The sequence below is a fragment of the Polaribacter sp. genome, from assembly GCF_965656025.1.
GTDB lineage: Bacteria > Bacteroidota > Bacteroidia > Flavobacteriales > Flavobacteriaceae > Polaribacter.
This window is the reverse complement of record NZ_CBFHJT010000002.1, coordinates 13,417-26,741: the sequence shown is the minus strand read 5'-3', so window position 1 is coordinate 26,741 and position 13,325 is coordinate 13,417. Positions and strand designations below refer to the sequence as shown.

The 13,325-nt window shown below is 30.3% G+C and carries 13 protein-coding genes; 8 read left to right on the top strand and 5 right to left on the bottom strand.

The features are described from left to right. Positions 1 to 37: 37 nt before the first annotated feature. On the bottom strand, positions 38 to 1,930 hold the full coding sequence (gene yidC / locus ACTG3S_RS00600; protein ID WP_439127436.1) for a membrane protein insertase YidC: 1,893 nt from the start codon (positions 1,928 to 1,930) through the stop codon (positions 38 to 40). 156 nt (positions 1,931 to 2,086) lie between these two features. Next, positions 2,087 to 3,700, bottom strand: coding sequence for a CTP synthase (locus tag ACTG3S_RS00595; RefSeq protein ID WP_439127435.1), 1,614 nt, complete (start codon positions 3,698 to 3,700; stop codon positions 2,087 to 2,089). Between the two features lie 226 nt (positions 3,701 to 3,926). On the opposite strand from ACTG3S_RS00595, the gene rpmH reads away from it, so the two are divergent. From rpmH to ACTG3S_RS00580, 3 genes are all read left to right on the top strand, one after another. Continuing rightward, the gene (gene rpmH / locus ACTG3S_RS00590; protein ID WP_298949287.1) at positions 3,927 to 4,088 is read left to right on the top strand and encodes a 50S ribosomal protein L34; all 162 of its coding nucleotides are present in this window, start codon (positions 3,927 to 3,929) and stop codon (positions 4,086 to 4,088) included. A 111-nt stretch (positions 4,089 to 4,199) separates the two neighbouring features. Further along, positions 4,200 to 7,055 carry a carbamoyl-phosphate synthase large subunit gene (carB, locus tag ACTG3S_RS00585; protein ID WP_439127434.1) on the top strand — a complete coding sequence of 952 codons (2,856 nt, stop codon included), beginning with the start codon at positions 4,200 to 4,202 and terminating at the stop codon, positions 7,053 to 7,055. Positions 7,056 to 7,226: 171 nt separating this feature from the next. Next, positions 7,227 to 7,796 (top strand): fasciclin domain-containing protein, encoded by a 570-nt coding sequence (locus ACTG3S_RS00580; RefSeq protein WP_439127433.1) that lies wholly within the window; start codon positions 7,227 to 7,229, stop codon positions 7,794 to 7,796. 70 nt (positions 7,797 to 7,866) lie between these two features. Here ACTG3S_RS00580 and ACTG3S_RS00575 read toward each other — a convergent pair whose 3' ends face one another. The 3 genes from ACTG3S_RS00575 to ACTG3S_RS00565 are packed head-to-tail and all read right to left on the bottom strand — an operon-like array spanning position 7,867 to position 9,731. Next, complete coding sequence (locus tag ACTG3S_RS00575) at positions 7,867 to 8,763, bottom strand: DUF5777 family beta-barrel protein (protein ID WP_439127432.1); 897 nt, start codon at positions 8,761 to 8,763, stop codon at positions 7,867 to 7,869. Further along, entirely contained in the window at positions 8,753 to 9,301 is a 549-nt protein-coding gene (locus ACTG3S_RS00570; protein ID WP_439127431.1) for a YceI family protein, read from the bottom strand. The genes ACTG3S_RS00575 and ACTG3S_RS00570 overlap by 11 nt, the downstream gene beginning before the upstream one ends. Beyond that, positions 9,294 to 9,731, bottom strand: coding sequence for an OB-fold protein (locus ACTG3S_RS00565; RefSeq protein ID WP_439127430.1), 438 nt, complete (start codon positions 9,729 to 9,731; stop codon positions 9,294 to 9,296). The genes ACTG3S_RS00570 and ACTG3S_RS00565 overlap by 8 nt, the downstream gene beginning before the upstream one ends. A gap of 135 nt (positions 9,732 to 9,866) precedes the next feature. Between ACTG3S_RS00565 and ACTG3S_RS00560 the strand changes: the two genes are divergently transcribed. The 5 genes from ACTG3S_RS00560 to ACTG3S_RS00540 all read left to right on the top strand — a co-directional run bounded on the left by ACTG3S_RS00560 (position 9,867) and on the right by ACTG3S_RS00540 (position 13,313). Beyond that, positions 9,867 to 10,958, top strand: a complete 1,092-nt coding sequence (locus ACTG3S_RS00560) for a LytR/AlgR family response regulator transcription factor (RefSeq protein WP_439127429.1) — start codon at positions 9,867 to 9,869, stop codon at positions 10,956 to 10,958. Positions 10,959 to 11,107: 149 nt separating this feature from the next. Continuing rightward, complete coding sequence (locus ACTG3S_RS00555) at positions 11,108 to 11,464, top strand: c-type cytochrome (protein WP_439127428.1); 357 nt, start codon at positions 11,108 to 11,110, stop codon at positions 11,462 to 11,464. Positions 11,465 to 11,474: 10 nt separating this feature from the next. Further along, positions 11,475 to 11,894, top strand: coding sequence for an OB-fold protein (locus tag ACTG3S_RS00550; RefSeq protein ID WP_439127427.1), 420 nt, complete (start codon positions 11,475 to 11,477; stop codon positions 11,892 to 11,894). Positions 11,895 to 11,900: 6 nt separating this feature from the next. Continuing rightward, the gene (locus ACTG3S_RS00545) at positions 11,901 to 12,446 is read left to right on the top strand and encodes a YceI family protein (protein ID WP_439127426.1); all 546 of its coding nucleotides are present in this window, start codon (positions 11,901 to 11,903) and stop codon (positions 12,444 to 12,446) included. A 3-nt stretch (positions 12,447 to 12,449) separates the two neighbouring features. Further along, on the top strand, positions 12,450 to 13,313 hold the full coding sequence (locus ACTG3S_RS00540; RefSeq protein WP_439127425.1) for a DUF5777 family beta-barrel protein: 864 nt from the start codon (positions 12,450 to 12,452) through the stop codon (positions 13,311 to 13,313). Positions 13,314 to 13,325 lie beyond the last annotated feature (12 nt).

Genomic DNA, 13,325 nt, shown 5'->3' with positions numbered 1-13,325 from the left:
AAAAAAAACCGAAATTTTTAAATTTCGGTTTCTTTATTTATTTTCTTTTCTGTTGTTTAGCTTGTTGCTCCTGTGCTTGTTTCATAGCGTCATCTATACGTTGTCTAAACTTAGATTTTTTCTTTTCAGGACGCTTTTTATTTTCTTCTATTTGAGCGTGTATTTTTTCTTCGTCGATAACAAAGTTTTTAATCACTAACATAATTGCAATGGTTAATAAGTTAGAGATAAAATAATACAAACTTAAAGAACTTGCATAGTTGTTAAAGAAGAACAACATCATAATAGGAGAAAAGTAAATCATATACTTCATCATCTTGCTCATATCTGGCATACCTTCTTGAGTTGGTGCTTGCATATTGGCTTGTTGACTCTGGTTCATCTTCATGTAAAAGAAAATAGCTACAGATGCCAAAATAGGAAACAAACTCACGTGATCTCCATAAAATGGAATTGAAAAAGGCAATTTAAAAATAGTATCGTAAGATGATAAATCGTTTGCCCATAAAAAGCTTTCTTGTCTTAAAGAAATATTTGTTGGAAAAAACTTAAACAAAGCAAAGAACACTGGCATTTGTAATAGTGCTGGTATACAACCAGACATCATGCTTACACCTGCTTTTCGTTGAATTGCCATGGTTTCTTGCTGACGCTTCATTGCGTTTTCTTTACCCGGATATTTTTCATTTAAGGCAGTCAATTCAGGGCGAATTACCTTCATTTTCGCACTAGATAAATACGATTTGTATACTAGTGGAGACATAATGATTCTAACAACAATCGTCATTAAAATGATGATTAAACCATAGTTTGATAAAAAACCTTTTAAGAAGTTAAATACAGGATAAAAAATAGTTCTGTTTAAGAAACCAAAAATTCCCCAACCTAAATCTGCAGACTCTGCTAAATCTGTACCTTCATAGGTTTTTAATAAATTATAATCATTGGGGCCATAAAACCATTTCATATTATAATTTAACTCGCCATTAGACAATGCCAAAGGTGTTTTTAATTCGAATTTTTTTGTGTAAACCGTATCAATTTCTTCATTTAGAACTAAGTCTGTAGAAGTAATGGTTGCATTATTAAAAGGCTTTTCTGTTAATAAATTAGAAGTAAAAAAGTGTTGTTTGTAAGCAACCCAATCTACATCATTTAAAACCTCAGATTTACCTGCGTTTATATAGTCTACTTCTTCTTCTGCTTTATAATAATAGTAAGTGTACATGGTGTTTTCTGTACGCAAACTTTTTTCGTGTCTGTAACCATTTAAAGTCCAATCTAAATTAATAGGATTAGACGAATTGATAACCGTACTTAAACCTTGAGATCTAACAGCAAAATCTACCATATAATTATCTGCTGGTTTCATTTCATATCTGTATTCTAAATATTGAGAATCAGATACCTTTAATCTCATAGAGAGTATCTGGTTTTCTCCATTTTTAGATAAAGATGGCTCAAAAAATAAATCTTTGGTATTTAAAATTCTATTGTCTGTAGTACCAAAATTGATGTTAAAAGAAGCATTGTTATCTTTTATCATATATAAAGGTAAAGAATCATAAGTTTTATAATTCTTAATTAAAGCTTCTTTTATTTGCCCACCTTTATTGTTAATAGTAAGTTTTATAACGTCATTTTCTAAAACAGTAACACCTTCTGAACCTGTAATTGCACTTTGTGCAAAAGCACCCAATTTATTTGTAAGGGCTAATTTTTTTATAGAATCGTTTTGGTAAGTAGCTTCATTAACAACAGTGTTATTAACGGTATTTGTTTGAGTTTTGGTAGAATCTACAATTTGTGTTGTATTTGTATCTGTAGTAGTTTCTGTTTCTGGTTGATTGGTATTCATCCACCAAAGAATGATACCTCCCAATAAAATCATTCCAATAAAAGAATTGAAGTCGAATTTTTTTTGTTCCATGTGTTTATTTAAATGTCAATCTGTCATTATTAACTTCTAATTAGAAGTAAAAACCGACAAATGTAGCAAAACTGTATTGTTTTTAGTTGATTTTGCTGTGATTTTTGTTGATGATATTAATTGTTCAAATTGTGTTCCCTTTTTAAACTTTGAACTTTAAATTTTAGAATACTTAAGCGCAGCTTTTATAAAATCTACAAATAAAGGATGAGGTTTTAACACCGTACTTTTATATTCTGGGTGATATTGAACCCCCACAAACCAAGGGTGAGTTGGTATTTCTACTACTTCTACCAAACCAGTTGCTGGGTTTGTACCTGTTGCTTTCATGCCTTTTAGCTCTATTTGATCTAGGTAATCGTTATTAAACTCATATCTATGTCTATGTCTTTCGCTAATACTAGCTGTATTGTAAGCTTTATAAGCCTTAGAGTCCTTAACTAAGTTACAATCCCAAGCACCTAAACGCATAGTCCCCCCTTTTTCTGTTACATCTTCTTGACTTTCCATAAGGTTGATAACAGGGTTTCTACAATCTTGTTTCATTTCTGTAGAAAAAGCATCTACCAAACCAAGTACGTTTTTAGCATATTCAATAACTGCCATTTGCATTCCCAAACAAATTCCGAAGAACGGAATGTTGTTTTCTCTTGCATATTTTACAGCATTTATTTTTCCGTCAATACCTCGATCACCAAAACCAGGAGCCACTAAAATACCATGTACACCTTTTAATTTTTTCTCAAAATTCTTTGGGGTTAAGCTTTCAGAATGTACCCATCTTACATTTACTTTGGTTTCATTAGAAGATCCGGCATGAATAAATGCTTCTGTAATAGATTTGTATGAGTCTTGTAATTCTATGTATTTACCAATTAATGCAATTTCTACTTCAGAAGTTGGGTTTTTATGTTTTCTTAAAAACTCATTCCAAACTTTTAATTCAGGTTCTCCTTTAGAAGATAGTTTTAATTTATTAAGAACTACAGTATCTAAATTTTGGGCTAGCATTAAATTAGGTACATCGTAAATGGTTTCTGCATCTATAGATTGTATAACGTCTTCTTTTTTAACGTTGCAGAATAAAGCTAGCTTTCTTTTAATTTCATCAGAAATTTCGTGTTCTGTTCTACAAACCAAAATATCTGGACTTACACCACTTTGCATTAACATTTTTACAGAGTGCTGTGTAGGTTTTGTTTTTAACTCGCCAGCAGCCGCTAAAAAAGGAATTAAAGTTAAATGAATCACAATTGCATTATCTTCGCCTTTTTCCCAAAGCATTTGCCTAACAGACTCAACATAAGGTAAAGATTCAATATCACCAACTGTACCACCAATTTCTGTAATAACAATATCATATTCACCAGTTTCTCCTAAAAGCTGAATTCTACGTTTAATTTCATCGGTAATATGAGGGATAACTTGTACTGTTTTACCTAAAAACTCACCTTTACGCTCTTTGTTTATTACAGATTGATAAATTCTACCTGTTGTTACATTATTTGCTTGCGATGTTGGTATGTTTAGATAACGCTCATAGTGCCCTAAATCTAAATCGGTTTCTGCACCATCATCTGTAACATAGCATTCGCCATGTTCATAAGGGTTTAGAGTTCCTGGGTCTATATTAATGTACGGATCTAATTTTTGTATGGTTACAGAAAAGCCTCTTTCTTGCAATAGTTTTGCTAAAGATGCTGCAATAATTCCTTTTCCAAGTGAAGATGTTACGCCCCCTGTTACAAAAACGTATTTAGTGTTACTCATGGTATTCTTAGGTTTGCGCAAAAGTACTAACTCTAAAAATTCTGTGAAATAAAAAAGGGAAAAACATTTCTAAAATTTGTAAATTTGCACCTATAAAAAATATTTTAATTTTTTTTAAAATAGTGTTTGTCTAAAATAAAAACAGTTGTATATTTGCACACGCTTTTAGAGAGCATAATGTGAAAACATTAAAAATAAATAAAGAAGTCATTTAAAAATACATATAATGCCGAAAAGAACTTACCAGCCATCAAAGAGAAAGAGAAGAAACAAACACGGTTTCAGAGAAAGAATGGCTTCTGCAAACGGAAGAAAAGTTTTAGCTAGAAGAAGAGCTAAAGGAAGAAAGAAAATATCTGTGTCTTCAGAAACTAGACATAAAAAATAATATAATGATTAACAATTGTTAATAATTAAGGTGTTACTATTTTTAGTAACACCTTTTTTTATATCCAAACACTAATTATTTTTACAAACTCATAAAACACAACTATTTACCATGCCAAAAAGAGAAGACTTAAAATCAATTTTAATTATTGGATCTGGACCTATTGTTATTGGGCAAGCTTGTGAATTCGATTATTCTGGTTCGCAATCTTTACGTTCTTTAAGAGAAGATGGAATAGAAACGATACTTATCAACTCTAATCCAGCAACAATCATGACAGATCCTTCTATGGCAGATCATGTGTATTTGCTGCCATTAACCACAAAGTCTATCATAAAAATATTAAAAGAACATCCACAAATAGATGCAGTATTACCAACCATGGGTGGGCAAACCGCATTAAACCTTTGTATAGAAGCAGATGATAAAGGTATTTGGAAAGATTTTGATGTAAAATTAATTGGTGTAGATATAGATGCAATAAATGTTACAGAAGATAGAGAGCAGTTTAGAGAATTAATGGGTAAAATTGGTGTAGAAATGGCACCGCAAGCTACAGCAACTTCTTTCTTAAAAGGAAAAGAAATTGCACAAGAGTTTGGTTTTCCGTTAGTAATTAGGTCTTCTTATACTTTGGGTGGTGCAGGAGCATCTATCGTTTACAAAGCAGAAGATTTTGATGAATTGTTAAGTAGAGGTTTAGAAGCATCACCCATCCACGAAGTGATGATTGATAAGGCTATGATGGGGTGGAAAGAGTACGAGTTAGAATTATTACGTGATAAAAATGATAATGTAGTTATTATTTGTTCTATCGAAAATATGGATCCAATGGGTATTCATACAGGAGATTCTATTACAGTTGCACCGGCAATGACCTTATCTGATAAAACATATCAAAAAATGCGTGATATGGCTATACATATGATGCGTTCTATTGGCGATTTTGAAGGTGGTTGTAATGTGCAATTTGCAGTTTCTCCAGATGAAAAAGAGGATATTATTGCTATTGAAATCAATCCACGTGTTTCTCGTTCGTCTGCGTTAGCATCTAAAGCAACAGGATATCCTATTGCAAAAGTAGCTACAAAATTAGCCATTGGTTACAGTTTAGATGAGTTAGAAAACGGAATTACAAAATCGACATCGGCTTTATTTGAGCCAACATTAGATTATGTAATTGTAAAAATACCACGTTGGAATTTTGATAAGTTTGAAGGTTCAGACAGAACTTTAGGTTTACAAATGAAGGCAGTTGGAGAGGTAATGGGCATTGGACGTTGTTTCCAAGAGGCATTGCACAAAGCTACACAATCTTTAGAAATTAAAAGAAATGGTCTAGGTGCAGATGGTAAAGGATATACAGATTACAATCAAATTATAGAAAAATTAACCAACGCAAGTTGGGATCGTGTTTTTGCGATTTATGATGCGATTGCAATGGGAATTCCATTAAGCAAAATTTACGACATCACTAAAATAGACATGTGGTATTTAAAGCAATATGAAGAATTATTTCAATTAGAAAAAGAAATTTCTACGTACAATATAGATACTATAGAGAGAGATTTATTGCTAGAAGCGAAACAAAAAGGGTATGGTGATAGACAAATAGCACACATGCTAGATTGTTTAGAAAGTGAAGTTTATACAAAAAGAGAAGAATTAAAAGTACAACGTGTTTACAAATTAGTAGATACTTGTGCAGCTGAATTTACAGCAAAAACACCTTACTATTATTCTACTTTCGAGAACGAAATAGAAACAGCAAATGGAGAAATTACCATTGCAAACGAAAGTGTAGTTACAGACAAGAAAAAGATTGTAGTTTTAGGCTCTGGACCTAACAGAATTGGGCAAGGGATAGAGTTTGATTATTGTTGTGTTCATGGTGTTTTAGCAGCTGCAGAATGTGGTTATGAAACCATTATGATTAACTGTAACCCAGAAACAGTATCCACAGATTTTGATACTGCAGATAAATTATATTTTGAGCCTGTTTTTTGGGAGCATATTTACGACATTATTCGCCATGAAAAACCAGAAGGTGTAATTGTACAGTTAGGTGGTCAAACCGCTTTAAAATTAGCAGAAAAACTTACAAAATATGGTATCAAAATTATTGGTACTTCTTTTGAAGCTTTAGATATTGCAGAAGATAGAGGTCGTTTTTCTACTTTGTTAAAAGAAAATAACATTCCTTATCCAGAGTTTGGTGTTGCAGAAACAGCAGATGAAGCTCTACAGTTATCAGATCAATTAGATTTCCCTATTTTGGTAAGACCTTCTTATGTGTTAGGTGGTCAAGGAATGAAAATTGTAATCAACAAAGAAGAATTGGTTCAACACGTGGTAGATTTATTACATAAAATACCAAATAATAAATTGTTGTTAGATCATTATTTAGATGGTGCCATAGAAGCAGAAGCAGATGCAATTTGTGATGCGGATGGAAATGTCTATATCATAGGAATTATGGAACATATAGAACCTTGTGGAATACATTCAGGAGATTCTAACGCAACTTTACCTGCCTTTAATTTAGGAGATTTAGTAATGCAACAAATTATAGATCATACACACACGATTGCAAGAGAATTAAAAACAGTAGGTTTAATAAATATTCAGTTTGCTATAAAACACGATACAGTTTATATTATAGAAGCCAACCCAAGAGCTTCTAGAACTGTGCCATTTATTGCAAAAGCATACAAAGAACCTTATGTAAATTACGCAACAAAAGTAATGTTGGGCGAAAAGAAAGTAACAGACTTCAACTTTAACCCTCAATTAGATGGTTATGCAATTAAGCAACCGGTTTTTTCTTTTAACAAGTTTCCGAATGTGAATAAAAAACTAGGACCAGAAATGAAATCTACAGGAGAAAGCATCTTATTTATAGATAGTTTAAAAGATGATGATTTTTATGATTTATACTCTAGACGTAAAATGTATTTAAATAAATAAATTACTTTTTTTATAATAATTAAGGCATCCAACTTTTTTAGAGTTGGATGTTTTTTTTGTTATTTAAAATAAAATTGTTTAATAAATTTAACTAAAGTTTAAACAAAAATTAAGACAATTTAAGAGAATGTGTATTTATCTTTGATTCGAATCAAATAATAAAAACAAATTATGAAAACTAGAAACGTATTAATGTCTTTTGCAGTAATGATACTATTTGTATTTACATCTTGTAAAAACACAAAAAAAGAAGAAGTTAAAAAAGAAATAGCTAAAGAAGTTGTAAAAGAAGAAAAAAAGCCAAACATTGTTGAAGTAGCAGTTGGAAATGAAAATTTTTCAACTTTAGTTACAGCAGTAAAAGCAGCAGATTTAGTAGCAACATTAAGTGGAGAAGGACCATTTACAGTTTTTGCACCTACAAATGATGCTTTTGCAAAATTGCCAGAGGGTACAATTGCAACGTTGTTGAAGCCAGAAAATAAAGAAATGTTGACGGGTATTTTAACATATCATGTTGTTTCAGGTAAATTTGAAGCAGCTGCTGTAATTGATGCTATAAAAGCAAACAATGGTGCATTTGAAGTAACCACCGTACAAGGAGGTAAATTAGTAGCTTCTTTAGATGGAGATAGTGTTATGTTAAAAGACGAAAAAGGAAACATGTCTAAAGTTGTTATTGCTGATGTTGCTGCTTCAAATGGAGTAATACATGCGATAGAAACTGTAGTAATGCCATAATAATTTTTACAGATTGTAATTAATAGAAAAAAGCTTTCAAGAAATTGAAAGCTTTTTTTTTAGAGTAATTTTACTCAATTTTTTTCTTTTTGGTATGCAATACAAATGTAGCATTAAAGCCAAAATGGAAGTTGCCATCTTCTGCATTAAAGTTATTTGTTGTTTGAGTTATGTAAGTGTCCTCTACAAAACTACGTGCATTTGTTACTTGAAATTGTAATAGCAAATGGCTCAATTCCCAATTAACACCCACCATAAAGGGTGGATACGTTTGTATTGTTTTTAAAGGGTTCGTTATGTAATAATATTCAGAAACAATAGATGCATGTCTACCTATTTTATGTCTACCGCCAAAAGCCACAGCGAATTGACTGTTTGGATTATTACTGTTATTTTGATTCTTAAAAATAACAGTGGGTGCAATTTGTAAAGAAAGTTCAGAATTAAATTTTCTAGCCACTAAAAACTGTGTTGTATAGGCAAAACTATCAGCTGTTGTAGTACCGCTATAGGGTGTAGAACTTGTAGTTTTTCTATGTGAAAAAGTTTGTACAAATGTAAATGAAACTGGCATTTTACTGCTTTCATTTCGTTGTTTTAAAAACTTATACTTTACAAAACCATCAAAAATTTTATCATAATTGGTGTAGCCTAAACCAAAGGTAAAGTTATCTGTAAAAGAATAGTCTAAACCATACCTTGTACTTACTTTATCTGCTAAAAAGCGTTGGCCATCAAAATTAGGAATATTCCAATATCTATTGTAAAGAGAGATTTCTAAAGCTCCTTTTTTTCTGGTTTCTATGGAGTGACCTAAACCAATTCTAGTAGTTTTAAAAGCAGCAATTTTATATACTGGTTTTTTGGGAAATTCTTTATTTAATTTATCTAATAAATCTTGTGCATTTGTGGTACAAAACCCAATAAACAAAAGCAAAAATATTTTTATAGTTCTATTATTTTTCATAAGGTTTGTATTGAAATCTAAATTTTATAGAAATATTTTTAGCAATATTACTGGCTAAAATTTGAGGTATTTTTATGTCAAAATCTTTTACCTGTGTAATAAAATCGCCTGTTAAAAGATAACTGCCATTGCTGTTTTCTATTTTAGTTTTTATGTCAATTTCTTTAGAAATACCATGTATGGTTAGTGTTCCTCTTATAATTCTGGTTTGTTCTCCTGTGATAGATTTATCAAAATCTAAAATTTCACCTTCAAAATTTGCTTTTGGATACATATCAGACTCTATGTAGCTCTCGTTAAAATGCTCGTACATTAAATCTTTTTTAAACACAAAAGCACGCATTAACATACTAATGGCTATTTCTTTTTTATCTATATCTATAATACTTAAAACTTGGTTGTTTTTAGCTTCTATATTTTCTACAGAAGTGTAAGAGAAAAAAGTAACTTGTCCTTGGCGTGCAATAAATTGGGAATTTTTTTTAGGTACTTTTATAAAAAAGGTAAAAAGGAGTAGTAGTGGTAATATTTTATTCATTTGGCTTTAAGTCTATGTAACAATTCAACAAAACAACATCTTTTAAAAAACCTTTACAGATTCCTTTTACTTTTATTTTTTGATGTTTTTTTAGGCTTTTCACTTTCTCTATTTGAGCATTATTTACATCGCAAAGAATACCATATTTTTTATGATCAGTATACAATAATACTGTATTTCTATCATTTAAAAAAGAAACATCCTCTACAAAACCTATTACTTCTATGATTTTTCCTGTATATAAATAGTTGGCGTTTTTTTCATTTTCGAGGTAATAATTTACCAATTGGTTCGAATTTAATGCTATTTCAGAGGGTACTTTTTCTAAATTTCTTTCAGAAGATTTAAAAAAAGGTAGTACGTAAACATAAATATTTACGAATAGTAAAATAACAATAATTGTATAAAAAAGATTTTTTATAGACTTCATAAACTGACGTAAAGAAAAAGAAAATATCCATTAAAAATGAAAAAATATCTCCGAAAAGGAAAAAGGAGCCTTAAAGGGGAAAAGCAATTTATGGTTAGTTTAGAATAAGTAGTATATTTCGACTTTTAAATAAGTATGAAAAAAGACCGGCTTTATTTTTTAACGTTTTTATCAATTGCAGCTATTTTTTTATTAATTGCTTCTTTTGCTGTTCAATATTTTATAAAAGCTAGCGCAAACCAATTAATAGAAGTACAAGTAGAGTCCAGTAAAAGAGAGGCTAATGAGATTGCTAAATTATTAGATTTTCAGCTTTCTAAAGGGATTTCTAAAGACAGTATAGTATTAAGCACACAACAAATCATACAGAGTTCTCAAAAAGATAGTTGGTTTATTAGTGTTTTTAATTGGAGCGGTAAAGAGGTTTGTCATCCAGATATAACAAAAGTAGGGCAGGAGGTAAATTCTAATCAAACACTTTTAGCGTCCTTAGAAGGTAAAAATAATTCTGAAGATTTATATGATGTTTTAGTAAATTCTGATTCAAAAAATCCAGATTTAACAGAAATTATTCATATATCACCTCTAAAAAATGCCGATTTAATTGTAGCTGCACATGTTAATATGAGTCGTATTTCTCTACAGATGAATACCTTAAAAACCAATTTTTACCTCATTTTTTTAATTATGGGGATATTAATTATTGTGTTATCATTTTTAGCAGTTCGTTTTATTGGTAGTGCTTACGAGAAACAATTAGAGCTCAAAAACTCTACACTAACCTCTGAAGTTGTAAACTTATCTAAATTAAATACAGACTTAGTTTCTTATAGAGAAAAAGTAGTAGAAGTTACTGAAGACGATGGTTTAGAAGATGGTTTAGAAAAAGGCAGACAAAGAATTTTAACCTATGTTAGAAACGAGCTAGTACCTATACCTATTAAGGAAATAGCTTTTATTTATACAGAAAACACGATAACTTATGTGGTTTGTTTTAATGGAAAACGATCTACTACCAATGCAAGTTTAGATGATATGTACACCCAATTAGATGCAAGCATTTTTTTTAGAGCAAATAGGCAATTTATTATTAGTATTACAGCTATAGATAAAATTATTAAGTATGGTAATAGTCAGTTAAAAATTGTTTTGCAGTCTAAAACTTCAGAAGATATTATCATCAGTAAAAATAAAGCGGCAGAGTTTAAACAATGGTTAAACATGTAGAGTTTTTATAAAGATTGAGTAAAAACAACAAATTGTTCAACGTCCTTTTTTCCTTTTCAAAGATTTTTTTTCCTTCTAACCAAGGTTGTTAGTGTTCAAATGTAGTTCATATAGTTTCTTTACGTTGTTAAATTTTAAAACCAACTAAAATGAATCACAAACCAAAAATCAAAAGTTTACTTGCAATTATTGCTTTAGGTGTTTTTTTTACTTCGTGTATTTCTAACGTAGAAGAATTAGAGGACAGTTCTGGCGAAAATCCAAATGTTGATACAAAAGTATCTTTTAAGAGCGACGTAGAACCTATAATTGATGCTAGATGTATCAGTTGCCATTCTGCAGGAGGTAATTTTCCTGAACTTACAAGTCACACAAAAATTAGTGCAAACGCTACTATTGTAAAAAATGCAGTTGCAAGTCAAAGAATGCCACAAGGAGGTACTCTATCGGCAGCACAGATAGCTAGTATTGTAAATTGGGTAGATGAAGGTGCTTTAGATAATTAAAATAGCTGTCATGAAATTTAAAAAAATAATAATAGCCTTTTTAGTACTGGCAAGTATTGGTGCATTTGTAGGATATAAAATGTACAACAAACCTCATTTAAATGTTGCAAATGAACAAGCAGATATTACATTAACTGCTAATAAAATTATTGCCGATTTTTCTATTGATGAAATCACAGCCAACAAAAACTATTTAGAAAAAATAATTGCAGTAACAGGCACTGTTTCTTCTATTAAAACAGTAAAGTCAAAAGGGATAATTACTTTAGAAACCAATGACGATTTTGGAAGTATTATTTGCCATTTAACAGCAGATGAAACTAAAAAATTAAACACAGTAAAAGAAGCGCAAGAAATTACTATTAAAGGAATCTGTACAGGGTTTCTAATGGATGTAATTCTTGTAAAATCTGTAATAACCAAATCATAAAATATCATGAAAACCTTATATACATTTTGTATTTGTCTGTTTTTAATATCAGTAATAAATGCACAAGATAAATTTTTAACAAAAAATGGCACTGTTTCATTTTTTTCATCTTCGCCTTTAGAGGATATAGAAGCAGAAAATAATCAAGTTTTAAGCATTGTAGATGCAACCAAAAAACAAATGGCAATTTCTATATTAATGAAATCTTTTATGTTCGAAAAAGCGCTAATGCAAGAACATTTTAACGAAAATTATGTAGAATCAGACAAATATCCAAAGGCAATATTTAGAGGAGAAATTTTAAATTTTGATGCTGTTTCTGAGAAAGAAAGTAAAGTAAAAATAAAAGGAAAACTAACCATACATGGTAAAACACAAGGCATTACAATAGAAGCAAACACTATAAAAACTGAAGATGCTATCGTAATGTCAGGTGATTTTTATATCAAATTATCCGATTTTGATGTTGCTATACCATCAGCAGTAAAAAAGAACATTGCAGAAAAAATAAAAGTGAGTTTTAACTTTAATCATCAACCCTACAAAAAGTAAAACATGAAAAATATATTTTTAACGCTACTTATTATATTTTGTGGCATACAAATTTCTGCACAAGATTTGTTAGATATTTTAGACGAAGAAACACCTAAAACAGATAATGTTGTAACAGCTACGTTTAAAGGAACAAGAATAGTAAACGGCCATTCAATAGAAAATAGAAAAAAGAAAGAATTAGAGTTTATTATTGCACATAGATTTGGCGCAATAAATACAGGAATAGAAGATTTATTTGGTTTAGATCTCTCTAACATTCGCTTTTCTTTCGAGTATGGTTTAACTGATAATTTAACAGCAGGTTTAAGTAGGGCAAGTGTAGAGAAAACGTACGAAGGTTTCTTAAAATATAGTCTTTTAAAACAAAAAAATGGTATCAATTCTTTTCCGTTTGCAGTTTCTTTGTTTGGTAGTATTGCTGCTAAAACCCAAAAAACCATTCCCGGAGTAGAAAGACCTAGATCTGTAGCGGAAAGTTTATTTTACACGGCACAGGTTTTAATTGCAAGAAAAGTTAATGCTTCTATTTCATTTCAATTAACACCTACCTATGTTCATAGAAATTTAACTGCAACCTTAGCAGACCCTCATGATATTTTTGCATTAGGTATCGGTACAAGAGTAAAGTTAAATAAAAGAGTTTCTTTAAATGCAGAATATTTTCCTCAGTTTAATAAATTACAATCTTTAGATACCAGAAACTCGCTTGCTTTTGGCATAGATATAGAAACTGGAGGTCATGTTTTTCAAATTATTTTAGCAAATTCTAGACGCATGGTAGAAAAGGCTTTTATAACAGAAACTACTGGCAACTTTTTTGGGGGAGATATTCACTTAGGTTTTAATCTTTCTAGAACTTTTTAAGTAAGTAAATTA